The 26944-nt window shown below is 69.3% G+C and carries 26 protein-coding genes; 14 read left to right on the forward strand and 12 right to left on the reverse strand.

Going from position 1 to position 26944, the window contains the following annotated elements; genetic code table 11:
- Positions 1 to 126: 126 nt before the first annotated feature.
- Positions 127 to 378: a Rap1a/Tai family immunity protein gene (locus tag C5F75_RS06420; RefSeq protein WP_146075171.1), complete on the reverse strand. Its 252-nt coding sequence runs from the start codon at positions 376 to 378 to the stop codon at positions 127 to 129.
- A 604-nt stretch (positions 379 to 982) separates the two neighbouring features.
- Here C5F75_RS06420 and C5F75_RS06425 point away from each other — a divergent pair.
- From C5F75_RS06425 to C5F75_RS06490, 14 genes are all read left to right on the forward strand, one after another.
- Complete coding sequence (locus C5F75_RS06425; protein ID WP_104011996.1) at positions 983 to 1957, forward strand: quinone oxidoreductase family protein; 975 nt, start codon at positions 983 to 985, stop codon at positions 1955 to 1957.
- 306 nt (positions 1958 to 2263) lie between these two features.
- On the forward strand, positions 2264 to 2356 hold the full coding sequence (gene kdpF / locus C5F75_RS06430; RefSeq protein WP_006752209.1) for a K(+)-transporting ATPase subunit F: 93 nt from the start codon (positions 2264 to 2266) through the stop codon (positions 2354 to 2356).
- Positions 2353 to 4158: a potassium-transporting ATPase subunit KdpA gene (kdpA, locus tag C5F75_RS06435; RefSeq protein ID WP_059646545.1), complete on the forward strand. Its 1806-nt coding sequence runs from the start codon at positions 2353 to 2355 to the stop codon at positions 4156 to 4158. Before kdpF ends, kdpA begins: the two co-directional genes overlap by 4 nt.
- Positions 4159 to 4219: 61 nt before the next feature.
- Positions 4220 to 6304 carry a potassium-transporting ATPase subunit KdpB gene (gene kdpB, locus C5F75_RS06440; protein WP_060312065.1) on the forward strand — a complete coding sequence of 695 codons (2085 nt, stop codon included), beginning with the start codon at positions 4220 to 4222 and terminating at the stop codon, positions 6302 to 6304.
- Between the two features lie 25 nt (positions 6305 to 6329).
- The gene (gene kdpC, locus C5F75_RS06445; protein ID WP_104011997.1) at positions 6330 to 6911 is read left to right on the forward strand and encodes a potassium-transporting ATPase subunit KdpC; all 582 of its coding nucleotides are present in this window, start codon (positions 6330 to 6332) and stop codon (positions 6909 to 6911) included.
- 152 nt (positions 6912 to 7063) lie between these two features.
- Positions 7064 to 9907, forward strand: a complete 2844-nt coding sequence (locus C5F75_RS06450) for a DUF4118 domain-containing protein (protein WP_089465013.1) — start codon at positions 7064 to 7066, stop codon at positions 9905 to 9907.
- Positions 9900 to 10598, forward strand: coding sequence for a two-component system response regulator KdpE (gene kdpE / locus C5F75_RS06455; RefSeq protein WP_059583654.1), 699 nt, complete (start codon positions 9900 to 9902; stop codon positions 10596 to 10598). The genes C5F75_RS06450 and kdpE overlap by 8 nt, the downstream gene beginning before the upstream one ends.
- A gap of 132 nt (positions 10599 to 10730) precedes the next feature.
- Positions 10731 to 11012, forward strand: coding sequence for a putative hemolysin (locus tag C5F75_RS06460; protein WP_059583653.1), 282 nt, complete (start codon positions 10731 to 10733; stop codon positions 11010 to 11012).
- Positions 11013 to 11148: 136 nt separating this feature from the next.
- A complete protein-coding gene (sugE, locus tag C5F75_RS06465; protein WP_034190777.1) occupies positions 11149 to 11469 on the forward strand; it encodes a quaternary ammonium compound efflux SMR transporter SugE in 321 nt (106 codons plus the stop codon).
- A 217-nt stretch (positions 11470 to 11686) separates the two neighbouring features.
- Entirely contained in the window at positions 11687 to 12304 is a 618-nt protein-coding gene (locus C5F75_RS06470) for a DUF4126 domain-containing protein (protein ID WP_059583651.1), read from the forward strand.
- The gene (locus C5F75_RS06475) at positions 12301 to 14916 is read left to right on the forward strand and encodes an ABC transporter permease (protein WP_059583650.1); all 2616 of its coding nucleotides are present in this window, start codon (positions 12301 to 12303) and stop codon (positions 14914 to 14916) included. Before C5F75_RS06470 ends, C5F75_RS06475 begins: the two co-directional genes overlap by 4 nt.
- A gap of 43 nt (positions 14917 to 14959) precedes the next feature.
- Positions 14960 to 15370, forward strand: a complete 411-nt coding sequence (locus C5F75_RS06480) for a group II truncated hemoglobin (RefSeq protein ID WP_059583648.1) — start codon at positions 14960 to 14962, stop codon at positions 15368 to 15370.
- A gap of 104 nt (positions 15371 to 15474) precedes the next feature.
- Positions 15475 to 16206, forward strand: coding sequence for an alanyl-tRNA editing protein (locus tag C5F75_RS06485; RefSeq protein WP_059583647.1), 732 nt, complete (start codon positions 15475 to 15477; stop codon positions 16204 to 16206).
- Positions 16203 to 16820 carry a DUF924 family protein gene (locus C5F75_RS06490; protein ID WP_059583645.1) on the forward strand — a complete coding sequence of 206 codons (618 nt, stop codon included), beginning with the start codon at positions 16203 to 16205 and terminating at the stop codon, positions 16818 to 16820. The genes C5F75_RS06485 and C5F75_RS06490 overlap by 4 nt, the downstream gene beginning before the upstream one ends.
- 171 nt (positions 16821 to 16991) lie before the next feature.
- Here C5F75_RS06490 and C5F75_RS06495 read toward each other — a convergent pair whose 3' ends face one another.
- The 11 genes from C5F75_RS06495 to C5F75_RS06545 all read right to left on the reverse strand — a co-directional run bounded on the left by C5F75_RS06495 (position 16992) and on the right by C5F75_RS06545 (position 26775).
- The gene (locus tag C5F75_RS06495; RefSeq protein WP_059583643.1) at positions 16992 to 18884 is read right to left on the reverse strand and encodes an ArnT family glycosyltransferase; all 1893 of its coding nucleotides are present in this window, start codon (positions 18882 to 18884) and stop codon (positions 16992 to 16994) included.
- 227 nt (positions 18885 to 19111) lie between these two features.
- The gene (locus C5F75_RS06500; protein WP_059583641.1) at positions 19112 to 19873 is read right to left on the reverse strand and encodes an SDR family oxidoreductase; all 762 of its coding nucleotides are present in this window, start codon (positions 19871 to 19873) and stop codon (positions 19112 to 19114) included.
- Positions 19874 to 19895: 22 nt separating this feature from the next.
- On the reverse strand, positions 19896 to 20477 hold the full coding sequence (locus tag C5F75_RS06505; RefSeq protein WP_059583640.1) for an LOG family protein: 582 nt from the start codon (positions 20475 to 20477) through the stop codon (positions 19896 to 19898).
- Complete coding sequence (locus tag C5F75_RS06510) at positions 20474 to 21232, reverse strand: TetR/AcrR family transcriptional regulator (protein WP_059583638.1); 759 nt, start codon at positions 21230 to 21232, stop codon at positions 20474 to 20476. The genes C5F75_RS06505 and C5F75_RS06510 overlap by 4 nt, the downstream gene beginning before the upstream one ends.
- Positions 21233 to 21718: 486 nt before the next feature.
- Positions 21719 to 22255 carry a diacylglycerol kinase gene (locus tag C5F75_RS06515; protein ID WP_059583636.1) on the reverse strand — a complete coding sequence of 179 codons (537 nt, stop codon included), beginning with the start codon at positions 22253 to 22255 and terminating at the stop codon, positions 21719 to 21721.
- A complete protein-coding gene (locus C5F75_RS06520; RefSeq protein ID WP_059583634.1) occupies positions 22252 to 23286 on the reverse strand; it encodes a glycosyltransferase family 4 protein in 1035 nt (344 codons plus the stop codon). The genes C5F75_RS06515 and C5F75_RS06520 overlap by 4 nt, the downstream gene beginning before the upstream one ends.
- A gap of 28 nt (positions 23287 to 23314) precedes the next feature.
- Positions 23315 to 24253 carry a UDP-2,3-diacylglucosamine diphosphatase gene (locus C5F75_RS06525; protein ID WP_059583633.1) on the reverse strand — a complete coding sequence of 313 codons (939 nt, stop codon included), beginning with the start codon at positions 24251 to 24253 and terminating at the stop codon, positions 23315 to 23317.
- A 226-nt stretch (positions 24254 to 24479) separates the two neighbouring features.
- Positions 24480 to 24986 (reverse strand): RDD family protein, encoded by a 507-nt coding sequence (locus C5F75_RS06530; protein ID WP_059583631.1) that lies wholly within the window; start codon positions 24984 to 24986, stop codon positions 24480 to 24482.
- A gap of 6 nt (positions 24987 to 24992) precedes the next feature.
- Positions 24993 to 25754, reverse strand: a complete 762-nt coding sequence (locus C5F75_RS06535) for a DUF3106 domain-containing protein (protein WP_059583629.1) — start codon at positions 25752 to 25754, stop codon at positions 24993 to 24995.
- A 26-nt stretch (positions 25755 to 25780) separates the two neighbouring features.
- Positions 25781 to 26215 (reverse strand): DUF3619 family protein, encoded by a 435-nt coding sequence (locus C5F75_RS06540; protein WP_059583627.1) that lies wholly within the window; start codon positions 26213 to 26215, stop codon positions 25781 to 25783.
- Positions 26212 to 26775 (reverse strand): RNA polymerase sigma factor, encoded by a 564-nt coding sequence (locus tag C5F75_RS06545; RefSeq protein ID WP_059583625.1) that lies wholly within the window; start codon positions 26773 to 26775, stop codon positions 26212 to 26214. The genes C5F75_RS06540 and C5F75_RS06545 overlap by 4 nt, the downstream gene beginning before the upstream one ends.
- Between the last annotated feature and the right edge of the window lie 169 nt (positions 26776 to 26944).

Raw genomic sequence — 26944 nt, forward strand, 5'->3', positions numbered from 1 at the left:
TCTGGACCGCGTCAGCCGATTCCATCCTCGAAAAGCTGCATCGACTTTGCTCGCGAATCAGCGGAACAGGACACTAGCCGTTCGTTTCGTTCCGGTGAGAGGCAATGTTTGGTATTTCAGGCGCTGCTAACGGCACGGGTATTTTTGTCGCAAGACGTATGTGACCAGGACTGCCGCATTCGCCTTCAGCGCATCTCTTGGCCGTTTCCCGAGATCGTGGAGCACTTCCGAATCGATTTCCCCCGGTTTGACACGCCCGTTGTCGCACCAGTCCTTGCCTTCGGTCGCATCGGCGACGCCCGCCAGATACCCGGCCATCGCGTGGCGCTCGGCGCCGCCATACGGCGTGTTGTCGAAACGGCTCAGGCCGTCGAGCAAACGGACGCCGTCCGCACGCGGTACCGGGGCCGCGGTTGCGCTGCCGATACTTGCGGACAACGACGCGAAAACAAACACGTTCCGGGCAAGAGCGAGCTTCATGGCGTGGACTGGGCGAATTGGGCAGCAGGCAAATTAGCACGGTCGTCATCTCGTAAACGACCTTGGCGACAACCGGTTTCCCGCCCGATCGACGTCGGCATTCGCCGGTGCGGGAAAAGCGCGTCGACGCCGCGCGGCAGATCCTTTGCGCGCGGGGCGCGAGGCGAGAAATGGCCGACCGGCCGGGTCCGGCCATCGCGGCGCGAGCGACGTGACGTCAACGTTACGAAGTGTGCCGAACATCATTGACTGCGCAAGCAGGGGAAACGAACGGCAGCGACCGGTCTCATACCGCGCCGTTTTCCGCACGCGCGGCTCGTGCGATCCGTTTTCCGCGAAAACCCTACCGATATGAAGGATTTGCGACGACGCACTGCACGACCGCGCACGACGCGCGAGAATCGTCCGCCATGACCCGCGTTCACACGCATCGCCGTTGGGACGACGTCGATGCATTCGCCGAACCGGATTTCCAGATCCCAGACAAACGAGGAGCGAAACGATGCCGAAAGCAATCCGATACGACCAGCCGGGCGGCCCGGACGTGATGAAGTGGGTCGACGTCGAGGTCGGCGCGCCGAAGGCGGGCGAAGTCCGCATCCGGCAGCACGCGGTCGGGCTCAACTACATCGACGTGTATTTCCGCACGGGCCTGTATCCGCAGCCGCTGCCCGGCGGCCTCGGGATGGAGGCGGCGGGCGAGGTGACGGCCGTCGGCGATGGCGTGACCGCGTTCAAGACCGGCGACCGCGTCGCCTATGTCGGGCAGCCGCCCGGCGCATACGCGCAAGAGCGCGTGATGCCGGCCGAGCGGCTCGTGAAGCTGCCCGACGGGATCAGCTACGACGACGCGGCGTCGGTGATGCTGCAGGGGCTGACCGCCCACTACCTGCTGCGCCGCACGTACCCGGTGAAGGCCGGCGACACGATCCTGATCCACGCGGCGGCCGGCGGCGTCGGCCTGCTCGTGTGCCAGTGGGCGAAGGCGCTCGGCGCGACCGTGATCGGCACGGTCGGCTCCGACGAGAAGGCCGAACTCGCGAAGGCGCACGGTTGCGATCATCCGATCGTCTATACGCGCGAGAACTTCACGCAGCGCGTGAAGGAGATCACGAGCGGCGCGGGCGTTCCGGTCGTCTACGATTCGATCGGCAAGGACACCTACGTCGGCTCGCTCGACTGCCTCGCGCCGCTCGGCTACTTCGTCAGCTTCGGCAATGCATCGGGCCCGCTGCCGGCGATCGACTCGAAGGAGTTTTCGTCGCGCGGCTCGCTGTTCTTCACGCGGCCGACGCTGTTCTCGTACATCGCGAAGCGCGCCGATCTCGAAGCCGCGGCCGCCGAGCTGTTCGACGTGATCCTGTCGGGCAAGGTGAAGACGAGCATCAACCAGCGCTATCCGCTCGCCGAAGTCGGTCGCGCGCATGCCGATCTGGAAGCACGCAAGACCACCGGTTCGACGATCCTCGTTCCCTGATCCGCTCCCGCGTGCCGGCGCCGCGCCGGTACGCGCCTGTCGCGGGCGGCGCCGCCGCGCCGTCCGTCCCGCCTCGATTCGCTCCGGTCCCGCCCCGCGCGTTTACGCGTTTTTTACACCCGCCCCGATAGCTTTGACCCGCCCTTTACGCGCGTTCCCATAAGGTTCTAGTCGTCCGATTTCGACGACGGAGAACATAAAAATGGATGGGGTTTTCATCGGCGCACTGGTGCTCTTCACCGCGCTGATCCTCGGTTTGCTTGCCGGTTGCGACAAGCTCGTGCAATACGGTCGCGGGGGGCGCGCATGACCTGGATGCTTTGGCTGGCGGGCGCCTCGACGGCCCTGCTGTTCGCGTATCTCGTCTTTGCGCTGCTGCGCGCGGAGGACATCGAATGAACGCGAACAACCTGTTGCAGACGCTGCTGTTCATCGTCGTGCTGCTGGCGGCGGCCGTGCCGGTCGCGCGCTACCTGAGCGCCGTGATGGACGGCAGTTCGCGGGTCGTGCGTGTGTTCGCGCCGCTCGAACGCGTGCTGTACCGCATCGCCGGCGTCGATGCGGGCACCGAAATGAACTGGAAGCAGTACACGATCGCGACGATCGCGTTCAACGCGCTCGGCGTGCTGTTCCTTTACGCGCTGCTGCGCCTGCAGGGCTTCCTGCCCGGCAACCCGCAGCAGTTCGGCGCGATGACGCCCGACGGCGCGTTCAACACGGCCGTCAGCTTCGTCGCCAACACGAACTGGCAGGACTACGCGCCCGAGCAGACCGTCAGCTATCTGTCGCAGATGCTCGGCCTGACCGTGCAGAACTTCCTGTCGGCGGCGACCGGCATCGTCGTCGTGATCGCGCTGATCCGCGGCTTCGCGCGCCACACCGCGCAGACGATCGGCAACTTCTGGGTTGACCTCACGCGCGTGACGCTGTACGTGCTCGTGCCGATGGCGGCGCTCGTCGCCGCGCTGCTGATGAGCCAGGGTGTGCTGCAGAACATGAAGGCGTACCAGGACGTGCCGGTGTTGCAGGCGAGCACCTACGCGGCGCCGAAGCTCGACGCGCAGGGCAACCCGGTGAAGGACGACAAGGGCAACCCGGTCACGGTGACGACGCCGCTCACGAAGCAGACGCTCGCGATGGGCCCGGTTGCCTCGCAGGAAGCGATCAAGATGCTCGGCACCAACGGCGGCGGCTTCTTCAACGCGAACTCCGCGCACCCGTTCGAGAACCCGACGCCGTTCGCGAACTTTCTGCAGATCTTCTCGATCCTGATCATCCCGGCCGCGCTGTGTCTCGTGTTCGGCCGCATGATCGGCGACCGCCGGCAGGGCGTCGCGGTGCTCGCGGCGATGACGGTCGCGTTCGTCATCGCGATCGGCGTCGAGGTGAGCGCCGAGCAGGCCGGCAACCCGACGCTCGCCGCGCTGCGCGTCGACCAGTCGGCCGGCGCGCTGCAGCCGGGCGGCAACATGGAAGGCAAGGAAACGCGCTTCGGGATCGCGCAGACCGGCATCTTCACGGTCGCGACCACGGCCGCGTCGTGCGGCGCGGTCGACGCGATGCACGATTCACTGACCCCGCTCGGCGGCCTCGTGCCGATGCTGCTGATGCAACTCGGCGAGGTGGTCTACGGCGGGGTCGGCTCGGGCCTCTACGGGATGCTCGTGTTCGCGCTGCTCGCGGTGTTCGTCGCCGGCCTGATGATCGGCCGCACGCCGGAATACGTCGGCAAGAAGATCGAGTCGTACGAGATGAAGATGGTGTCGATCGTCGTGCTGCTCACGCCGCTGCTCGTGCTGGTCGGCACGTCGATCGCCGTGCTCGCCGACGCGGGCAAGGCCGGCATCGCGAACCCCGGCCCGCACGGCTTCTCGGAAATCCTCTATGCGTTCAGCTCCGCCGCGAACAACAACGGCAGCGCGTTCGCGGGCCTGACGGTCGGCACGCCGTTCTACAACTGGATGACCGCGATCGCGATGTGGTTCGGCCGTTTCGGCACGATCGTGCCGGTGCTGGCGATCGCAGGTTCCCTCGCCGCGAAGAAGCGCATCGCGGTGACGAGCGGCACGCTGCCGACCCACGGCCCGTTGTTCGTCGTGCTGCTGCTCGGCACGGTGATGCTGGTGGGCGCGCTGACCTACGTGCCGGCGCTCGCGCTGGGCCCGGGCGTCGAGCACCTGATGATGTGGCTGGGCGCGTGATCCACCCGTGACGCGCCCGCATGGCGACACATAAAAGACTGAAGAGCTTGAAGAGATCGCAATGACTCAACATTCCGCAACACGGTCCATGTTCGATCCGGCGCTGCTGCGCCCAGCGATCGTGGATTCGTTCAAGAAACTCACGCCGCGCACGCAGTTCCGCAACCCGGTGATGTTCTGCGTGTACGTCGGCAGCATCCTCACCACGATCCTGTGGATCGCGGCGCTCGCCGGCCAGGCCGAGGCGCCCGCGGGCTTCATCCTCGCGATCGCGCTGTGGCTGTGGTTCACGGTGCTGTTCGCGAACTTCGCCGAAGCGCTCGCCGAAGGGCGCTCGAAGGCGCAGGCCGCGTCGCTGCGCAGCGCGAAGAAGGACGTGATGGCGAAGAAGCTGAACGAGCCGCATCCGAAGTCGCCGATCCGCATCACGACCGCGTCCGATCTGCGCAAAGGCGACGTCGTGCTGGTCGAGACCGGCGACGTGATCCCGGCCGACGGCGAGGTCGTCGACGGCGTCGCGTCGGTCGACGAGTCGGCGATCACCGGCGAATCCGCGCCGGTGATCCGCGAATCGGGCGGCGACTTTTCGTCGGTGACGGGCGGCACGCGCGTGCTGTCCGACTGGATCGTCGTCAAGGTCACCGCGAACCCCGGCGAGGCGTTCCTCGACCGGATGATCGCGATGGTCGAAGGCGCGAAGCGCAAGAAAACGCCGAACGAGGTCGCGCTGACGATCCTGCTCGTCGCATTGACGATCGTGATGCTGCTCGCGACCGCGACGCTGCTGCCGTTCTCGATGTTCTCGGTCGAAGCGATGAAGGCCGGCCACGTGGTGACGATCACCGCGCTCGTCGCGCTGCTCGTGTGCCTGATCCCGACGACGATCGGCGGCTTGCTGTCCGCGATCGGCGTGGCCGGGATGAGCCGGATGATGCAGGCGAACGTGATCGCGACGTCGGGCCGCGCGGTGGAAGCGGCCGGCGACGTCGACGTGCTGCTGCTCGACAAGACCGGCACGATCACGCTCGGCAACCGCCAGGCGTCCGCGTTCGTGCCGGCGCCGGGCGTGACCGAGGAAGCGCTGGCCGATGCCGCGCAATTGTCGTCGCTCGCCGACGAAACGCCGGAAGGCCGCAGCATCGTCGTGCTCGCGAAGGAGCGCTTCAACATTCGCCAGCGCGACATGGCGCAACTGCACGCGACGTTCCTCGGCTTTTCCGCGCAGACGCGGATGAGCGGCGTCGACCTGCCGGGCCGCGAGATCCGCAAGGGCGCGGCCGACGCGATCCGCCGCTACGTCGAGACGCACGGCAGCCGCTTTCCGGACGAAGTGCGCCGCGCGGTGGACGACGTCGCGCGCCGCGGCAGCACGCCGCTCGTCGTGGCCGACCTGCAGGACGGGGTGGCGCGCGTGCTCGGCGTGATCGAGCTGAAGGACATCGTGAAGGGCGGCATCAAGGAGCGCTTCGCGGAGCTGCGCAAGATGGGCATCAAGACCGTGATGGTGACGGGCGACAACCGGCTGACGGCCGCGGCGATCGCGGCGGAAGCGGGCGTCGACGATTTCCTCGCGGAAGCGACGCCGGAAACCAAGCTCGCGACGATTCGCGAGCATCAGGCGGCCGGGCGTCTCGTCGCGATGACGGGCGACGGCACCAACGACGCGCCGGCGCTCGCGCAGGCCGACGTCGCAGTGGCGATGAACACCGGCACGCAGGCGGCGAAGGAAGCCGGCAACATGGTCGACCTCGACTCGAACCCGACGAAGCTGATCGAGATCGTCGAGATCGGCAAGCAGATGCTGATGACGCGCGGCTCGCTGACGACGTTCTCGATCGCGAACGACATCGCGAAGTACTTCGCGATCATCCCGGCCGCGTTCGTGACGACCTACCCGCAACTGCGCGTGCTCGACATCATGCACCTGACGTCGCCGGCGTCCGCGATCCTGTCCGCGGTGATCTTCAACGCACTGATCATCGTCGCGCTGATTCCGCTCGCGCTGAAGGGCGTGACCTACCGGCCGCTCGGCGCCGCGTCGCTCTTGCGGCGCAACCTGCTGGTCTATGGCCTCGGCGGCGTGCTGCTGCCGTTCCCGTTCATCAAGCTGATCGACATGACGCTCGCCGCGCTCGGCTGGGCCTGAGCCCGCCGCACTTGAAGGAACCATCATGAAATCGTTGATTCGCCCGCTCGTCGTGCTGTTCGTGGTCCTGACCGCCGTGACGGGGCTCGCTTACCCGGCCGTGATGACCGTGTTCGGTCAGGCCGTGTTTCCGTCGCAGGCCAACGGCAGCCTGATCGAGCAGAACGGCAAGGTCGTCGGCTCCGCGCTGATCGGCCAGCCGTTCGACGCGCCGAAGTATTTCTGGGGCCGGCTGTCGGCCACCGCGCCGATGCCGTACAACGCAGCCGGCTCCGGCGGCTCGAACCTCGGCCCGCTGAACCCGTCGCTCGCCGATCAGGTGAAGGCGCGCATCGCCGCGCTGCGCGATGCGGGCACCGACCTGTCGAAGCCGGTGCCGGTGGACCTCGTGACGGCGTCCGCCAGCGGCCTCGATCCGGAGATCACGCCGGCCGCCGCCGCGTACCAGGTCGAGCGCGTCGCGAAGGCGCGCGGCCTGGCGCCGGACGCGGTCGCGCAACTCGTCGCCGCGAACACGACGGGCCGCCAGTTCGGCGTGCTCGGCGAGCCGCGCGTGAACGTGCTGAAGCTGAACCTCGCGCTCGACGCGGCGCAGGCCGCGCACTGATCGGTCGCGCGGGCTGACCGGCATCCGGCGCGGCCTGAACCGTGCCGGATGCGCTTTTCCCGACGGCGCGCGCGCCGTCTTTGCCTTTTGCGGCGATTTGGAACCACAATGCTCGTACCCGCGCGCATCCGGGCGCTCCGCTTTCCTCACGCATGAATCGTCCCGATCCCGACCAACTCCTCGACAAGCTGCAGCGAGACGAAGAAAAGCAGCGGCGCGGCCAGCTCAAGATCTTCTTCGGCGCGTCCGCCGGCGTCGGCAAGACCTACGCGATGCTGCAGGCCGCGCGTCAGCGCGTGCAGGAAGGCGTCGACGTCGTCGTCGGCATCGTCGAGACCCACGGCCGCGCCGAGACGGCCGCGCTGCTCGACGGCCTCGACGTGCTGCCGTCCGCCCGCATCGACTATCGCGGCCGCACGCTCGCCGAATTCGATCTCGACGGCGCGCTCGCGCGGGCGCCGCAACTGATCCTCGTCGACGAGCTCGCGCATTCGAACGTGCAGGGCGCGCGGCACCTGAAGCGCTGGCAGGACGTCTACGAGCTGCTCGACGCGGGCATCGACGTATATACGACCGTCAACGTCCAGCACCTCGAAAGCCTGAACGACGTGGTCGGCGCGATCACCGGCATCCGCGTGTGGGAGACCGTGCCCGATCGCGTGTTCGACGCGGCCGACGAAGTCACGCTCGTCGACCTGCCGGCCGAGGAACTGCTCGAGCGGATGCGCGACGGCAAGGTCTATCTCGCGCAGCAGGCCGAGCGCGCGGTGCGCAACTTCTTCCGCAAGGGCAACCTGATCGCGCTGCGCGAGCTGGCGCTGCGGCGCACGGCCGATCGCGTCGACGCGCAGATGCGCGAGTACCGCGCCGACCGTTCGATCCAGCGCATCTGGCAGGCGCGCGAGCGGCTGCTCGTGTGCGTCGGCCCGGGCGCCGAGGCGCCGACGCTCGTGCGTGCGGCCGCGCGCCTCGCCGCGAGCCTGAAGGCCGACTGGATCGCCGTGTACGTCGAGACGCCGCGCCTGCAGCGGCTGCCCGACGCGCGGCGGCAGCGCACGCTCGACGCGCTGAAGCTCGCGGCCGAGCTCGGCGCGGAGACGGCCACGCTCGCCGGCGCCGACGCGGTCGCCGCGCTGATCGGCTATGCGAAGGTCCGCAACGTGTCGAAGCTCGTCGCGGGCGGCTCGCCGAAGGTCGGGCTCGCGCGCCGCTTCGCGCGGCCGTTCGGCGAGCAACTGGCGGAACGCGCGGGCGACGTCGACCTGATGCTGATTCGCGCGTCCGCGAGCGACGAGGCGCGCGCCGCGCCGCTCGACGCGCGGGCGCGCGACTGGCGCGATGCGTTCGCGCAGTTCGGCACGCACCGCTCGCCGCCGCGCCACTACGCGTATGCGGCCGCGATCTGCGCGGCGATCACCGTCGTCGCGAGCGTCGTGTCCGCGCGGCTCGACCTCACGAACCTCGTGATGCTGTACCTGCTCGGCGTGGTGTTCTCGGCCGTCCGGCTCGGGCGCGGCCCGGGCGTGCTGCAGTCGTTCCTGTCGGTGGCCGCGTTCGATTTCTTCTTCGTGCCGCCGCGCATGTCGTTCTCGGTCAGCGACACGCAATACCTGCTGACCTTCTTCGGGATGCTGCTGACGTCGCTCGTGATCAGCCACCTGACGTCGACGCTCACGCGCCAGGCGAGCGTCGCGCAGCGCCGCGAGCGCCGCACCGGCGCGATCTACGCGATGGCGCGCGAGCTCGGCGCGGCGCTGACGACCGAGCAGATCGTCGAAATCGGCAGCCGCCACGTCGGCGAGGTGTTCCGCGCGCGCGTCGCGATCCTGCTGCCCGACAGTGCCGACCAGGTGCGCCAGAAGATCGAGGAGCCCGATGCGGCCGTCACGCTGACGGGCGCGGAGCTCGACAGCGACGTCGGCCAGTGGGTGTACGACCAACAGAAGCCGGCCGGGCGCGGCACCGATACCTTGCCGGCGACGGCCGCGCTGTACCTGCCGCTGAAGGCGCCGATGCGCACGCGCGGCGTGCTTGCGGTCGCATCGCGCGAGCCGCGCGAACTCGAGGTGCCCGAGCAGCAGCGGATGCTCGACGCATTCGCCGCGCAGATCGCGCTCGCGCTGGAGCGCGTGCACTACGTCGAGATCGCGCGCGACGCGCTCGTCAACATGGAATCCGAGCGGCTTCGCAACTCGCTGCTGTCGGCGATCTCGCACGACCTGCGCACGCCGCTCACGACGATCGTCGGCTTCTCGTCGATGCTCGCGAACGGGCGCGCGGCCGCGCAGGCCGGCGACGGCGCGGCGGCCGCGCGCCTCGCGCAGCGCGAGGGCGAGCTCGTCGACGCGATTCACGACGAGGCGCTGCGCATGACGGGCATCGTCACGAACCTGCTCGACATGGCGCGGCTGCAGGCCGGCAGCCTGCAGCTCAAGCGCCAGTGGTCGCTGCTCGAGGAAACCGTCGGCGCCGCGCTTGCCGCCTGCCGGCGCGTGCTCGCGCGCCATCCCGTGCGCGTCGCGTTGCCGGCCGACCTGCCGTTGCTGCAGATGGACGCGGTGCTGATGGAGCGGCTGTTCACCAACCTGTTCGAGAACGCGGCGAAGTACACGCCGCCCGATACGTCGCTCGACATCGGCGCGGAGCGCGTGACCGACGACGGGAGCCCGTTCGTGCGCGTGCACGTCGACGATCACGGCCCGGGCCTTCCGGCCGGCATGGAGGCGCGGATCTTCGACAAGTTCACGCGCGGCGAGAAGGAATCGGCGACGCCGGGCATCGGGCTCGGCCTCGCGATCTGCCGTGCGATCGTCGAGGCGCACGGCGGTAAAATCGGCGCACTCAACCGCACCGCGCCCGACGGCCGCGTGACGGGCGCGCGCTTCTGGTTCACGCTGCCGGTCGACACGCCGCCGGCCGCACCGGCCGTGCCCGACGACGAATCCGACCTGCCGGACGCATCGCCCCCATCCGAGTCATTGCCCGACCATGAGTGAACCCACCCTGACCGTCGTCCTGATCGAGGACGAAAAGCAGATCCGCCGCTTCGTGCGCGCCGCGCTCGAAGAGGAGGACATCGCGGTGTTCGAAGCCGAGACGGGCAAGCAGGGGTTGATCGACGCGGCGACGCGCAAGCCCGACCTCGTGATCGTCGACCTCGGGCTACCGGACACCGACGGCCTCGACGTGATCCGCGAGCTGCGCGGCTGGTCCGAGGTGCCGGTGATCGTGCTGTCGGCCCGCACGCAGGAAGAGGAGAAGGTCGCGGCGCTCGATGCGGGCGCCGACGATTACCTGACCAAGCCGTTCGGCGTGTCCGAACTGCGCGCGCGGATTCGCGCGCAACTGCGCCGGCGCAACCAGGGCGGCGCGAACGAGTCGCCGAAGGTGACCTTCGGCGCCGTGAGCGTCGATCTCGCGCTGCGCCAGGTGTGGCGCGACGACGCGATCGTGCACCTGACGCCGCTCGAATACCGGCTGCTCGCGACGCTCGTGCGCCACGCGGGGCGCGTGCTCACGCATCGCCAGCTGCTGCGCGACGTGTGGGGGCCGTCGCACGTCGAGAGCCATCACTACCTGCGCATCTACATGGCGCACCTGCGCCAGAAGCTCGAGGCCGATCCCGCGCAGCCCGAGCACATCGTCACCGAGACGGGCGTCGGCTACCGGCTCGTCGGCGCCGTGTGACGGGCGGTGCGGGGCCGCGCGCCGGCAGGGTTGCGCCGGCGCGACAGTTTCGCGACCGCGGCCGGCCTTGCACACCGGCCGCGCAATCCCCGCTATCCTGACCGTTCCCCGAACGAAAACGAGGAGCGTGCAATGTCCGTCCGTCTGGTCGTCATCTGTGCGCTGGCGCTGGCTGCGCCCGGCGCGTTCGCCCAGCCGCTGCCGCCCGGGCAGCAGCCGCCCGCGCGGGCGGCGCTGGCCAATCCCGCGTCGGTCAACTGCGAGAAGCTCGGCGGTCGCCATGTGATCCGTAACCTGTCGAGCGGGCAGGTCGGCATGTGCGTGTTCAAGGACGGCCGCGTGTGCGAGGAGTGGGCGCTGTACCGCGACGACCGCTGCGTCGGCGGGGGCGCGCCCAAGCGCGTGGCGAACTGACCGCGCGGCCCGCTGCGCCCCCGCACCGGCCGCCGGCAGGCCTGTAAGCCGCTTGTTATACTCGGCGCCGCCCGGGGACGACCCCGGGTCATTCGCTTTAACGGGGACGGCCCCATCCGATACGGAGTACGTCGAGATGGCGTGGGTATGGTTGTTGATCGCCGGTTTGCTGGAAGTGGCCTGGGCGGCCGGCTTGAAATCGTCGGACGGCTTCACGAAGCTCGGTCCGTCGGTGTTCACGATCGTGACGGCGCTGGCCAGCTTCGGGCTGCTCGCGGTCGCGATGCGCCAGTTGCCGCTCGGCACCGCGTACGCGGTGTGGACGGGCATCGGCGCGGTCGGCGCGTTCGTGTTCGGCATCGTGATGATGGGCGAGGCGCTGACCGCCGCGCGCGTCGCGAGCGCGGCGCTGATCGTCGCGGGGCTGGTCGGCCTGAAGCTGTCGTCGGCCGCCTGACGACGGTATCCCGGGCGCGCGTGCGCCCGGGCGCCGCGCCGCCTCGCGCAATTGCGCCGGTTGCCCGGCCAGCCTGTCTATAATGGAACGTATTCGGGCCTGAATACCGTCGTGCCTGTCGCGGCACGCGGTGCCGGTCGCCACGCGCCGCGCGGCCAGTCTGTCCGACCCGATGCGGTCAATCGGCAAAACGCACGGAAAGTGCAAGGAGAGGGCCATGATCGAAGCCATTTCCCTCGGCGCGGGGCTCGCGTGGGCGAGCGGCCTGCGCCTGTACCTGACGGTGCTGATCGCCGGCGTGCTGGCGCGGTTCGGCTGGCTCCATCTGCCCGACACGCTGGCCGTGCTGATGTCGCCGTGGGTCATCGGCGCCGCTGCCGTGCTCGCCGTGACCGAATTCCTTGCCGACAAGATCCCCGCGTTCGACTCGCTGTGGGATGCCGTGCATACCTTCATTCGCATTCCGGCCGGCGCCGTGCTCGCGGCCGGCGCGCTCGGCCATGCCGATCCGACCATGCTGGCGGTCGCGGGGCTGGCCGGCGGCTCGCTCGCCGGCGCCGCGCACGTGGCGAAGGCCGGCACGCGTGCGCTGATCAACCTGTCTCCCGAACCGATTTCGAACTGGTTCGCGTCGTCGACCGAGGACGGTCTCGTGGTCGGCGGGCTCGCGCTCGCCTTCTTCGTTCCACTCGCGTTCCTCGTGCTGCTTGCCGCGTTCATCGCGGCGTCGGCGTGGGCGCTGCCGCGCCTGTGGCGCGGCGTGTCCGGCGGCTTCCGCGGAATGGCGAACCACATGGTGTCGCGGCTCAATTCGATCGGAGGGAAACGCGATTGAAGGGGCCGCAACACGCGGCGCAGCCGCCGGCCGGGCCCTCCGGCCATGACGGGCGCGTGCATGGCGGCCGTTTCGGCCTGCGCGACCTGATCCACCAGGCTGCCCGGATGACCGCGCGCGACTGGCGCGCGGGCGAACTGACGCTGCTGGTCCTCGCGCTGGTGCTCGCGGTCGCGGCACTGACGAGCGTCGGCTTTCTCGCCGACCGCCTGCGCCAGGGGCTCGAGCGCGACGCGCGCCAGATGCTCGGCGCCGATTTCGTCGTGCGCGCCGATCGTCCCGTCGATCCGTCGTTCGACCGGCAGGCCCGCGCGCTCGGCCTGCGTACCGCGACGACCGCCATCTTCCCGAGCATGATCGCGTCCGCCGCGGGCGGGCAGGCCGCCGATGCGGCGCCGTCGCGCCTTGCGGCCGTGAAGGCCGTGTCGCCCGGCTATCCGCTGCGCGGCGCGGTCGAGATCCTGCCGGCCGGCGCGGCCGTCGCGCACAAGGCGGCCGCGATTCCCGCGCCCGGCACCGTATGGGCCGATCCGGCGCTGCTCGACGCGCTGCACCTGAAGGCGGGCGATACGGTGCGCGTCGGGCTGCGCACGTTCACGGTCGCCGCGGCGATCACCCGCGAGCTCGATCGCGGCTTTTCGTTCGTCAATTTTTCGCCGCGGCTGATGATGCGCGCGGACGAGCTCGCCGCGACGGGGCTCACGGGCTACGGCAGCCGCGTCACGTACCGGCTGCTGGTCGCCGGCGACGCACCGGCCGTCGCGCGCTTCGAGTCGTATGCGCATGCGCGCGTCGACGGCGGGAAGCTGCGCGGCGTCGGGCTCGAATCGTTGCGGGAAGGGCAGCCGCAGGTGCGGCAGACGCTGGATCGCGCGCGTCATTTCCTGACGCTCGTCGCGTTGCTGACCGCGCTGCTCGCGGCGGTCGCGATCGCGATGGCCGCGCAGCGCTACATGCGGCGCCATCTCGACGGATGCGCGACGATGCGCTGCCTCGGCGTGAGCCGCCGCACGCTCGGCGCGCTGTTCGCGCTCGAATTCGCGGGCGTCGGCATCGTGTCGGGCGCCGCGGGCGCGGTGCTCGGCTATGGCGGGCACTGGGCGTTGCTGGCCGCGCTCGGCAGCCTGATCGACGTCGTGCTGCCGCCGCCGACCTTGTGGCCGGCGCTGATCGGCATGGGTGCGGCGCTCGTGCTGTTGCTCGGTTTCGCGCTGCCGCCGCTCGTGCCGCTCACGCGCGTGCCGCCGGTGCGCGTGCTGCGGCGCGAGTGGGGCGACGCGTCGCGCGCCGCGTGGGCCGCGTATGCGGTCGGCGTCGTGCTGTTCGCGGCGCTGCTGATCGTGGCCGCCGGCAACCTGAAGCTCGGCCTGATCGTCGCGGGCGGCTTTGCCGGCGCGCTGGTCGGGTTCGCGCTGATCGCCCGGCTCGTGCTGTTCGCCGCCGCGCGCGCGGTGCGTAACGCGCGGGTGGCCGCGGGCGTTGGCTGGCGTTACGCGCTGGCGTCGCTGCACCGGCGCGGCACGGCCAGCGCGCTGCAGATCACCGCGCTCGCGCTCGGCCTGATGTGCCTGCTGCTGATCGCGATCACGCGCAACGACCTCGTGGCGGGCTGGCGGCAGTCGACGCCGCCCGATGCGCCGAACCAGTTCCTGATCGACATCCAGCCCGACCAGCGCGCCGATGTCGCCGCCTATCTGGCCGCGCACGGCGTGCGCGACGCCGTGCCCGCGCCGATGGTGCGCGGCCGCCTCGTCGCGATCAACGGCAAGCCGGTGAATCCGGACGCGTACCCGTCCGAAGAGGCGCGCCGGCTCGTCGATCGCGAATTCAACCTGTCGTACACGACCGAGTTGCCGTCCGACAACCGGATCGTCGAAGGCGACTGGTTCGGCACCGCGGCCACGCCGCAGATCTCGATCGAAGCCGGCCTCGCGAAGACGCTGAACGTGAAACCGGGCGACACGCTGCGCTTCGACGTGACGGGGCTGACGGTCGACGCACCGATCACGAGCGTGCGCAAGCTCGACTGGGGCTCGTTCCGCGTCAACTTCTTCGTGCTGATGCCGCCGCCGGTGCTGAAGGATTTCCCGGCCGTCTACCTGACGAGCTTCCATCTGCCCGCATCGAATGCCGCGCTGCTCGATCCGTTGATCGCGCGCTACCCGAACCTGACCGCGATCGACGTCGCGCCAATCCTCGCGCAGTTGCAGCGCATGATGCTGCAGGTGGTCGGCGCGGTGCAGTTCCTGTTCGCGTTCACGCTCGCGGCCGGCGTACTGGTGCTGTACACGGCGCTTGCCGGCTCGCGCGACGAGCGCGTGCGCGAGGCCGCGCTGCTGCGCGCGCTCGGCGCGTCGCGCGCGCAGGTCAATGCGGTGCAGCGCGCCGAATTCGTCGTGGTCGGCACGCTGGCCGGCGCACTCGCGTCGGCGGGCGCGATCGCGGTCGGCTGGGTGCTCGCGTCGCGCGTGTTCGACTTCCAGCTCGCCGTCGATCCATGGCTCGTGCCGGCCGGCGTCGCGGCCGGTGTCGTCTGCGCGGCTGCGGCCGGCTGGCTGAGCCTGCATAATGTGTTGCGGCGCCCCGCGCTGCAGTCGCTGCGCGACGCCTGAGCGTCGTCCGCGGCCCCGAAGATTCCGTTTCCCGACTATCCGTATGACCGATGTGAATGACGACGCGCCGTCGCAGCCGACGGCGTTCGAGCTCGTGGGCGGCGAAGCCCGCGTGCGCGAAATGGTGGACCGCTTCTACGACCTGATGGACCTCGAGCCCGAGTTCGCGCAGATTCGCGCGCTGCACCCGCCGTCGCTCGATGGGTCGCGCGACAAGCTGTTCTGGTTCCTGTGCGGCTGGCTCGGCGGCCCCGACCACTACATCGGCCGGTTCGGCCATCCGCGGCTGCGCGCGCGGCACCTGCCGTTCCCGATCGCATCGGTCGAGCGCGACCAGTGGCTGCGCTGCATGGCGTGGGCGATGGAGGACGTCGGGCTGGCGGAGCCGCTGCGCGAGCGGCTCATGCACTCGTTCTACGACACGGCGGACTGGATGCGCAACCGGCCCGGTTGATCGACCGGTACGCCGCTGCCCGCGCGCGGGACGATCTGCGTCTGGGCGCCCGTGCGGCCCGGCGCGACACTGGCCGTTTCCCCCATCGATTCGAGGCTCGCCCGATGACGACACAAGCGCTGTTTCGCGAAGACGCGTACCTCACGCAATGCGAGGCGATCGTCCAGGCCGTCGGCGACGACGGCATCCGGCTCGACCGCACGGTGTTCTATCCGCTCGGCGGCGGCCAGGCCGGCGACGCCGGTACGCTCACGCTGCCCGACGGCAGCACGATCGCGATCGCCGACACGCGCAAGGCGAAGTTCGACGGCGCGACGCCCGACGACGCCGTCCATGTGCCGGCGCCGGGCCAGGCGGCGAGCGTCGCGACGCTCGCTCCCGGCACGCGCGTGGTCGCGCAGATCGACTGGCTGCGCCGCTATCGGCACATGCGCCTGCATACGGCCGCGCATCTGATGTGCGCGGTGCTGCCGTACGCGGTCGACGGCTGCAGCGTGACGGCCGACTACGTGCGGCTCGATTTCGCGACGTCCGAGTCGATCGACCGCGACGACGTCGAGCGGCGCCTCGCGGGCTTCGTCGCCGGTGCGCATCCGGTCACGACCGAATGGATCACCGACGACGAGATGGCCCAACGGCCCGAACTCGTGCGCACGATGAGCGTGAAGCCGCCGATGGGCCTCGGCCGCGTGCGGCTGCTGCGCATCGAAAACGTCGACTTGCAGCCGTGCGGCGGCACGCACGTGCGCAACACGTCCGAAATCGGCGGCCTGCGGGTCGCGAAACTGGAAAAGAAGAGCGCGCGCACACGGCGCCTCGTACTGGAGTTTGCATGACGATCGATACCGGGAAAGCGGGCGCGGCAGCGCTCGATCCGCAGGCACGGGAGATTCTCGATTTCTGGTTCGGCGAGCCGGGCTCGGCCGAATTCGGGCAGAACCGCAAGATCTGGTTCAACGGCGGCGCGGCGTTCGACGACGTGCTGCGCACGCGTTACGGCGCGCTGCTCGACGCCGCGTGCGACGGCGCCTGCGATCACTGGGCCGATTCGCCGTCGGGCGCGCTGGCGTTGATCGTCGTGCTCGACCAGTTCTCGCGCAACATCCATCGCGGCACGCCGCGCGCGTTTGCCGCCGATCCGAAGGCGCTCGCGCTCGCCCGCCGCGTCGTCGCGGCCGGCTGGGACGCGCGGTTGCCGAGCGGGCATCACCGTGCGTTCGCATATCTGCCGTTCGAGCACGACGAGTCGCTCGAGAGCCAGCGCGAGGCCGTGCGCCTGTGCGCGGGCATCCGCGACGAGGCCGGGTGCGAGAGCTATCACCGCTTCGCGTTGCTGCATGCGGCCGTCGTCGAGCGCTTCGGCCGCTTTCCGCACCGGAACGCGATTCTCGGTCGCGCGTCGACCGACGAGGAAACGGCGTTTCTGCGGGAGCCCGGCTCGTCGTTTTGATGATTCGGAGGTTGGCGGGATGAGGAGAGGGCGCGGCGAACCCTGGGACGCATGCGGGTTCGTGCCGGCGCCGGTGTCGCAAAAGGCTGCGCACCGGCCGGACGGCTGAGCGCGGCGCGCGCCGAAGAGGAAAGTGAAGGCGGGCAGGACGGCGCATCGCGCCGCCCTGTGTCACTGCGGATGCTGTTCGGGCGTGCGCACGTAGACGCGCAGCAGCTCCTCGTTGTCGCCCGGGCGGGCGCCGGCCCAGAACAGCTTCCATTCATTGCCGGGCGCCGGATCGACGGCCCGCACGCCCTGCACGATCATCCACGTGCAGCGCGTCGTCTTCGCGTCGTCGATCGGCGTGTGCTGGATGCCGGAGAAGTAGTACAGCATCGGCGCTTCCGATTCGCCGAGCCCGTGCAGGCTCGCCATGCAGTCGCCGTCGTTCCATTCGAGCGCGAGATGCGCGTTCAGGTCGTCGAACACCGAGCGGTAGCTCTTCGCGACGTCGAGCCACGGCAGCAGCAGCGTATAGACGAGCCCCCACGCGACGAGCGCGCCGGCGCCCCACGACAGCGCGCCGCGCCACAGGCCCGTCGTGCGCAGCTTCGGCAGCAGCGTCAGCCAGCCGACCGTCAGCGCGAGCGCGCCGGTCACGAGCGCGGGCTGGATCGGCATCGTCCAGTCGAGCGGCAGCCAGCGGCCGAGCAGCGCGAGATCGGCGCGCGACGCGGCCGGATCGGCCATCACCGCCCAGATCGCCCATGCCAGCGCGACGACCGTGCCGAACAGGATGCGGCTCAGGTAGTCCCACGCGAAATGCACGCGGCGCGGCAGGCGGTCGATCGCCTGCGCGGCGACCAGCGCGAGCGGCGCGAAGAACGGCAGGATGTAAAGCTGGCGCGACGTCGCGGACACTTGCAGCACGACGAGCCCGATGCCGGCGAACAGCACGGGCAGCGCGATGCGCGGCGCACGCCAGTCGCGCCATGCGCCGCGCGCGAGCGCGACGATCGCGAGCGGTGCGACCGGGAAGCCGACCAGCAGGAACGCGCGCAGGATGAACAACGGCTTGTCGTTTTCCGCGCCGAGTTCGGGGACGGAGAAACCGAAGAAGCGCCCGACGTTGTTGTCCCAGAACCACGTCATGAACAGCGTTTCCGAGCGCAGGAACAGCGCGGTCGGCCAGATCAGCGCGAACGGCGCGAACACGAGCGCGGCGACGCCGAGCGCGCGCGCGAACGCGCGGGTGCGACAGGCCGGGTAGAGCGCCAGCGTGCAGACGAGCGTGGCCGCGAACACGAGCGGGACGAACAGCCCTTTCGCCATCAGCGCGATGCCGACGCCCGCGCCGAAGAGCGGCGCGGCCCAGCGGCCGGCCGGATGCGGCGGCAGCCCGTGCCGCATCTGCTGCGCGCGCGCGACGTGCTGCATCACGAGTTCGAGCAGCCCGCAGAATCCCATCGCCGTGCCGGCAAACAGCGCGACGTCCGTCATCATGTCGTGCACGTGCTTGATGACGACGAGCGTGCTCGCGCTCAGCACGACCGGGCCGAGCACGCGCAGGTCGAACCACGTGTCCGACCGGCTGGCCACGCGCGCCGCGCGCGCGATGAAGCCGAACGCGAGCGCGGCGAACAGGGCGCTCGCCAGGCGTGCCGCGTCGTGCAGCGGCATCACGCGCTGCAGCAGCCACGCGAGGCTGGTCGCGACCCATGCGTAGAGCGGCGGCTTTTCCATGAACGGCAGGCCGGCATTGGTCGGCACGACGAAGTCGCCGGTCTCGAGCATGTGCTGGATGATGCCGAACGTGTAGGTTTCATCCTGTTTCCACGGATCGTGCCCGAGCACGCCGGGCAGCGTGTACGCGCACACCAGGGCGGCGACGAACAGCCACGCGCGCCAGCCGAGCGGCAGCGAACGCTCGCGTGGGGGGCTGATCGCGGCGGTCGAGGCGGCGACGGGCGTGCCGGCGGCGTCCAGCGTCGCGATGGCGTCGGTATCGGCGGTCGAGCGGGTGTGCGCGGCCGAGGCGGGCACGGGCGTGCGTCGCCGGCCGGGCGCTGCGGTTCCAGGCATGGAAAAGATCTCGGGTCGAGTCGAGCCGGTCCGGCGACATGGGCTGGACCGATTAGCGGCTACATTCGGGTAACGGACAGCGTGTTCGGGACACCTGTCTGGATGTCCGCTAGTAGAGCACGGAATTGTTACGAATGTTTACTGAAACTGTCACGGAATTGTGGAGATTTGTGGCGCCGTGACGAAGGGGCGTTTGTGACCGCCGTATTGTTGCGCCGCGCGTCAGCTCAGCGGCCGCCGCCGACGTCGAGCAGCGCGCCCGTCGTGTAGGACGCCGCATCGCCGAGCAGCCAGACGATCGCCTCGGCGATCTCCTGCGCTTCGCCGGCGCGGCCGAGCGGCGTCTGCGCGCCGAGGCGGGCCGCACGGCCCGGCTGGCCGCCGCTGGCGTGAATGTCGGTCTCGATCAGGCCGGGGCGCACCGCGTTGACGCGTACGCCGTGCGGGCCCAGTTCCTTGGCCAGGCCGATCGTCAGCGAATCGACCGCGCCTTTCGAGCCCGCGTAGTCGACGTACTCGTTCGGCGAGCCGAGCCGCGACGCGATCGACGACACGTTGACGATCGCGCCGCCGCGCCCGCCGCGGTCGGTGGACAGCCGGCGCGCGGCTTCGCGGGCGCACAGGTACGCGCCGAGCACGTTGGTATCGAACATCCGCCGCAGCCGGTCGACCGGCATGTCGGCGAGCGGCATCGACGGCGCGACGATGCCCGCATTGTTGACGAGCGCGTCGAGCCGCCCGAACGCCTCCGCGACGGTATCGAACATCGCGACGACGTCCGCCTCGTTCGCGACATCGCCCGCGACGATGCACGCGCGGCCGCCCGCGTCGCGCACGGCCTGCGCGGTCAGTTCGGCGGCCGCCGCGTCGCGCGCGTAGTTGATGCCGACGTCCCAGCCGCGCTCGGCGGCGAGCACGGCGGTCGCGCGGCCGATGCCGCGGCTCGCGCCGGTGATGAGGACGGCCTTGCGGTCGGACGGTGCGGTCATCGCGTGCGGTTTCCGGTGAAGGTTACTTCGCTGTGTCAGGCGCCCACTTGTCGCGGGCGGGCGGCTGGTAGCGGCGCAGCCGCTCGATCAGCGCGACGGGCTCCGATTCGACGCACAGTGCGTCGAAATAGGCCGGCCGCATGAAGCCTTCGTCGACCGTATGGCGCAGCAGCGCGATCAGCGGATCGTAGAACGAATCGATGTTGTAGAGCGCGACGGGCTTGCGGTGATAGCCGAGCTGCGCCCACGTGTAGACCTCGAAGAGCTCCTCGAGCGTGCCGGCGCCGCCGGGCATCGCGACGAACGCGTCGGAGAGGTCGGCCATCATTTTCTTGCGATGATGCATGTCGGGCACGACGTGCAGCTCCGACAGCCCCGTATGGCCGACTTCCTTGTCGACGAGCAGCTCGGGGATCACGCCGACCGCACGGCCGCCGGCCGCCATCACTTCGTCGGCGATCACACCCATCAGGCCGACGCGCCCGCCGCCGTATACGAGCGTGAGACCTGCGCCGACGAGCGCGCGGCCGAACGCGCGCGCGGCATCGGCGTAGACGGGCCGCACGCCGGACGACGAGCCGCAGTAAACGCAGACTGCCTTCATTGCTTCGCGTCCTTGGCGGGGGCCGGGCCGGTGGCGACGGGGCTGCCGGCCGGGCGCGGCGAACCGTCGCGCGGGGGCAGGTAGTCGGTGAACTGGCGCTTGGGCAGCTTGCCGGAGACGAGATCGTCGAACAGCTGGCGCGAACGGCCGCGCAGGTACGGCGCCATGATCGAGATCACGTGCATGCTCACCTGGTGCAGCTCTTCGCGGATCGCGTCCTGGTCGTTGTACTTGCGCGGATGCATCACGTACTGGTACGACAGCCAGTACGTCGAGATCACCGCCATGTTGGTGGCGATGACTTCGATCTCGGCGGGCGTCGCGACCATTTCGGCATCGGAGACGAGCAGTTCGCACATGTCGTGCGCGAAGCGCACCTTGTGGCTGATGATCTGCTTGAAGTGCGTCTCGAGCGTGCGGTTGCGGGCGAGCAGGTCGTTGAGGTCGCGATACAGGAACCGGTAGGTCCACATGAAATCGGCCATGTACTGCAGGTACGACCAGGTTTCGTCGATCGTCGGACGGTGATCTTCGGGGAAGCGCAGCCGCCGTTCGATCTGCTGCTCGAACTGCGCGAAGATGCTGTTGATGATGTCGTCCTTGTTGCGGAAATGGTAGTACAGGTTGCCTGGACTGATTTCCATTTCCTCGGCGATCGTCGTGGTGGTGACGTTCGGTTCGCCGATCTCGTTGAAGAGTTTCAACGACAACTCGAGAATCCGTTCGCGGGTGCGGCGGGGAGGTTTCGCTTCCATGTCGTCCGGCCCTGTGTATGCCGGACTGGCGGGCGCTGCAATCGATGCTGCGTGATTCGTCCGGCGCGGGTTGCTGTTCTATGTCTGGCCGACGATTATAAACCGGGGTTTCGCCCCATCGGGGCATTTCGTGAGCGCGGCCGCCGCGCGGCGCATGGTGCAGCGCCGCACGCGGGCGGCGGGAAAGAGGCCCGCCGGTTGCTAGGGTCTGTTTACATACGGAACGCACATGCGTTGCCACGAGAACGGCCGCTCGCGAGGCGTGCGACGCCGCGAATACTGGACGTATTCGCAAGGAGCACAACGCGGCGAGCGGCCGTTCTCGTGGCAACCCCAAATTAAAAAATCATTCCAGGGGAATGCGCGAAATCGCCCGCATGGCGGCGTCGCGCGTCACTTGTTTGGCTCGGCCAAACGGCGCTCCTTCCTCCTTGCCCTGCGAGCGATTTCGCGCATTCGCATGTGCGTTCCGTATGTAAACAGACCCTAGAAGCCGAGCCAGCGTGCGACGACCGGGCCGAGCACGAAGCCCCAGGTCGTCACGCATGCGAACAGCGCGACCGTTACGGCCGCGCTGCCGAGGTCCTTCGCGCGCTTCGAGAGTTCGTGACGCTCGAGCGAGATGCGGTCGATCGCGGCTTCGACGCTCGAGTTCAGCAGCTCGACGATCAGCACCAGCAGCACCGAGCCGATCAGCAGCGCGCGCGACGCGGCCGGCACCGGCGCGAACGCGCCGATCGGCAGCATCAGCGCGGCGAGCGTGAGCTCCTGGCGAAACGCGCTCTCCTCGCGGATCGCGACGCGAAAGCCGTTCAGCGAATGCTTGAGCGCGAACCACGCGCGCGTGATGCCGCGGTGGCGCTTGTACGGGTTCGGCGGCAGCGGCGCGAGCCGATCGTCGGGGCCGAGCGGCTCGTGCGTGTGCGCGTCGGCGTCGGCGTGCGGCTCTTCCTCGTCGAACGGGCGGTGCCGTGGCGGCGTCGCAGCGGGGGGCGGAATCTTGTCGTTCAGGTCTCGTTTCAAACGGCGGCACCTTCGGCTGGCGAGTACGCGGTCTTCGGCAGCGGCTTCAGATGCGACGCGAACTGCTCGGATGCCGCGCGCCACGAGAAGCGTTCTGCCCACGCGCGCGCAGTCGTGCGTTCGATCTTCAGCGCCTCGAGGCAGGCTTCCTGCAGGTCCTCGTGCATCGCGCCGGCATGGCCTTCGCCGAGCACGTCGATCGGGCCCGTGACGGGATACGCGGCCACCGGCGTGCCGCAGGCGAGGGCTTCGAGCAGCACGAGGCCGAACGTGTCGGTGCGACTCGGAAACACGAACACGTCGGCCGCAGCATACACCTTCGCGAGCTCCGTCTGTGACAGCACGCCGAGATAGTTCGCTTCCGGGTAGCGCGACTTGAGCTCCGCGAGCGCGGGGCCTTCGCCCGCGACCCACTTCGAGCCGGGCAGGTCGAGGCGCAGGAACGCCTCGACGTTCTTCTCGATCGCGACGCGGCCCACGTACAGGAAGATCGGTCGCGCGGTATTGAGCACCTTCGACTCCATCGGCCGGAAGATGTCGAGATCGACGCCGCGGGTCCACAGCACCACGTTCGTGAAGCCGAATTTCTCGAGGTCCTGCTTGACGACCGGCGTCGGCGCCATCACCGCGAGCGACGGGCCGTGGAACCAGTGCAGGAAGCGGTAGGTCGCGGCGAGCGGAATGCCGAAGCGCGCCTGCACGTATTCCGGAAAGCGCGTGTGGTACGCGGTCGTATACGGCAGCTTGCGGGCGCGCGCATAGCGCCGTGCGGCGAGGCCGAGCGGGCCTTCGGTCGCGATGTGCAGCGCGTCGGGTGCGAACGCATCGATCCGTGCGCGCAGCTTGCGGTACGGCAGGATCGACAGGCGGATCTCGGGGTAGGTCGGGCAGGGCACCGTGCGGAATTCCAGCGGCGTGAGCAGTTCGACGCGGTGGCCGAGCGCCGTGAGTTCGCGCGACGTGCTCTTCAGCGTGCGCACGACGCCGTTGACCTGCGGTTCCCACGCGTCGGTGACGATCATGATCTTCATCGCGGCATGTCCTGTAAGTTGGGTTGTGTCAGGCAGCGGCCTTGGCCTTGCGCGACGTGGCTTCCGACGGCGCGGTGCGCATCACCGTCCAGTAGACGATCTTCAGTTCGCCTTCCATCGTTTCGACGAGCGCGGACAGGCTTTCGACCCAGTCGCCGTCGTTGCAGTACAGCACGCCGTCGATGTCGCGGATCTCCGCCTTGTGGATATGGCCGCACACGACGCCGTCGCAGCCGCGGCGGCGCGCCTCGTCGGTCATCACGGTCTCGAACTGCGAGATGAAGTTGACCGCGTTCTTGACCTGATGCTTCAGGTACTGCGACAGCGACCAGTACTGGAAGCCGAGCCGGCTGCGGATCCGGTTGAACCAGCGGTTCAGCACGAGGATCAGCGTGTAGAGCGTGTCGCCGAGGTAGGCGAGCCATTTCGCGTGCTGGATCACGCCGTCGAACAGGTCGCCGTGCACGATCCACAAACGTTTGCCCGCGAGCGTCGTGTGGAACGCCTCGCCGCGCACCTGGATGTCGCCGAACGCGAGATCGCAGAACTGCCGCGCGCCTTCGTCGTGGTTGCCGGGGATGTAGACGACCTGCGTGCCCTTGCGCGCCTTGCGCAGGATCTTCTGCACGACGTCGTTGTGCGCCTGCGGCCAGTACCAGCCTTTCTTCAACTGCCAGCCGTCGATGATGTCGCCGACGAGGTACAGGTATTCCGAGTCGTTGTGACGCAGGAAATCCAGCAGGTAGGGCGCCTGGCAGCCGCTCGAGCCGAGGTGGATGTCGGACAGCCAGATGGTGCGGTAGCGGTGGGCGGACGGCTCGGGATCCTCGTGTTGCGTTGTGTGCGCGACGGGCGGCTGTTGGGACGCCACGCCGTCGGTTGCCCCCGTGCCGGACAGGAACGCAGTGGCGGCGCGGGCGCCGATGGGGTGGCGAAACAGTGAGGTCGCGGACGTTTTCTGGCCCATGCATGACTCGCGCCGGTTGACATTACCGGCATTCCGCCATGCGGGCGTGACTGTGCCGTGACAGTCACGAGACGTTCTTATTACGACCGTCGAAGGGTGTTTAGCCGTGAATGAACGGACGTTGCGTAATCTGCCGCACTGAACGGCTGAGACTTGTCCGGTCAGGCCAACCCGGCTGGATGAAGCGGCGCCGGACGAACGGCTTTCGTCTGCCGAATGCGGCGCGTCAGCGCGGCAGGGCGACGACGCGCGTGCGGGCGATGCGGTCGTGCGGGAACTGGCGGCCAGCGTGCAGCCGCGCGGCGCCGGCCCACACGACGATCCACGCGGCGGTGAGCGCGAGCGTGACGGGTACCGACAGGCCGAGGAGCGGGTGCAGCGCGAGCGGCGGCAGGAACCACAGCCAGCCGAGCACGTAGCGGACGAGCGCGTGGCCGGCGCTCAGCGGCCGGCCGCTCGACGATTCGAGCCGCAGCCGCCAGGTTTTCATCGGCAGCGTCTGGCCGCCGTGCGTCCAGAACCACACGAAATACGCGCCGACGACGAGCGCGATCCACGCGGCAAGCAGGTTGTGATGGACGAGGCCGTTGCGTTGCTGCGTCGCGAGGCTGAACGCGAGCCCGGCGAAGAATACGACGCCGAACAGCAGCACGCCTTCGTAGAGCAGCGCGGCGAGGCGCCGCCGTACGGACGGCGCGGCGGCCGGGGGCTCGGGCGCGCGGACCTTCGCCACGGCCGCTCAGGAGCCCTTGAACAGCGACGGCGCGTCGGCCGGCGACACCGGCGCCACGGCAGGCGGTGCGGATGCGGCGCCGGCCGTCGACGATGCAGGCGCCGGCAGCGCGGCTGCGCTGGCCGAGGCGGGCGCCGGGGCGGCGGCCGCGCCGCTGGCCGGATGTTCGTGCGCATTGACGAGGCGGCGGACGTCGCGGTCGGCGACGGTCGGCGGCGCGCTGACGACACTCGGCCTGCGGCGGCGCTCGGCGGCGGCCAGCCGTTCCTTCTGCTCCTCGGGGAGCTGCTGGTAGGCCTTCCATGCGCGCTCGCGCGCCTGCGCCGACAACTCCTTCGCGCTCTGGTAGTTCTCGCGCGCGACGCGGCGTTGCTCGGGCGTCATCTTCGCCCATTCGGTCATCCGTTCCTGCAGGCGCTTCTGGTCATCCGGCGACAACTTCGCGAAACGTGATGCGATCTTCAGCCATTTTCGTTTGCGGGCGTCGCTGAAGCCGTCCCACTGGTCGGCGAACGGGGCGAGGGCCGCGTGCTGGGCCGGCGTGAGGCGCGCCCACGACAGCGGGCCGGTGGCGGCCGGCAGCGGCAGGGGCAGCGGGGGGAGGTCGGTGGTCAGCCCGGTCGCGGCCGACGCCGGCGCGGCGGGGCTGGTGGTCGCGACGGGCGCCGTCGCCGGGGCCGGGTGGAATCGGGAATACGTGGCGACGTAGGAAACGGCGATCGCGATCACGCATCCGAAAAATACGGCCAGGCCGCGCTTCTGACTCACCCGTGCGATCCCCTCGTTATTGTCTGTCAGTGAGCGCGCGACAGATACGCGTTGAATCCGTGGTCGAGATACGCGTTGAGCGGCAGGTCGTCGCTGAGCATCGCCGCGTCGATGTCGGCGAGCTCGGCGGTGCGCTGCATGTCTTCCCAGTACGCGATGCCGACGAGCCCCGCCAGCAGCAGCGCGAGCGGCCATGCGCGCAGCAGGCGACGGGCGAACGACGCGGACGGGCGGCCGGCCGGCGGGCGGTTCGCGGGCGTCGAGCCGTAGGCGCCGGCCGCGCCGGCGAAGGCCGGCACGAACACCGGCGCGCTCGCGGCTTCGGGCTTCTTGCGCGCGAGCGCCGCCCGACGGGCGACGGCCAGCCGATCGGTGGTCGCGGCAGGCAGCGCGGCCGCGCGCTCGTCCAGCGCGCGGCGCACCTTCAGCGCGAATTCGTGTTCTCGGTTTGCGGAGCTCATAGCGTGATTCCTTTGGCCTTGAGCGCTTGCGCCAGCGTGTGAGTGGCCCGCGAGCAGTGCGTCTTGACGCTGCCCTCGGAGCACCCCATTGCGGCGGCAGTCTCGGCGACATCCATATCTTCCCAATAACGCATCAGGAACGCTTCCCGTTGACGCGCCGGAAGCTTCTGGATTTCTTCGTCGATCAGGGCCAGAACCTGCTCTCGTTCGAGGCGGTGCTCGCTGCTCTCGACGCCCGCGTTGTCGTCCGCGGATTCGAGCGTTTCGAGCGGGTCGAAGTCTTCGTCGTCGGTGCTGTTCAGCGACGAGAACAGCGTGACCCACGTGTTGCGGACCTTCTGCCGCCGGAACCAGTCGTGGATCGCGTTCTGCAGGATCCGCTGAAAGAGCAGCGGCAGCTCGGCCGCCGGCCGGTCGCCGTACTTTTCCGCGAGCTTGATCATCGCGTCCTGCACGATGTCGAGCGATGCATCGTCGTCACGCACGGCGTACGCAGCCTGCTTGAACGCGCGCCTTTCGACGCCCGCCAGAAAGTCGGCGAGTTCCTTGTCTGATGCCATTCCGTGAAGGTATGCGCTGCGGCCCGCTGCGTGGTGAAAAAGGTCGAAAAATTTCGTAAAACCCGCGGATGCTATCAAATTTTCATGCGACTTGGCACCGGATCGGGCGCCGCACGTTGCGCGCCAACCGCGCCGGTCGGGCGCCGGGCGGCGCGCATGATGCGCTGCG

Origin of the sequence: Burkholderia anthinoferrum (genome assembly GCF_002925705.1) — a bacterium.
GTDB classification, from domain to species: domain Bacteria; phylum Pseudomonadota; class Gammaproteobacteria; order Burkholderiales; family Burkholderiaceae; genus Burkholderia; species Burkholderia semiarida.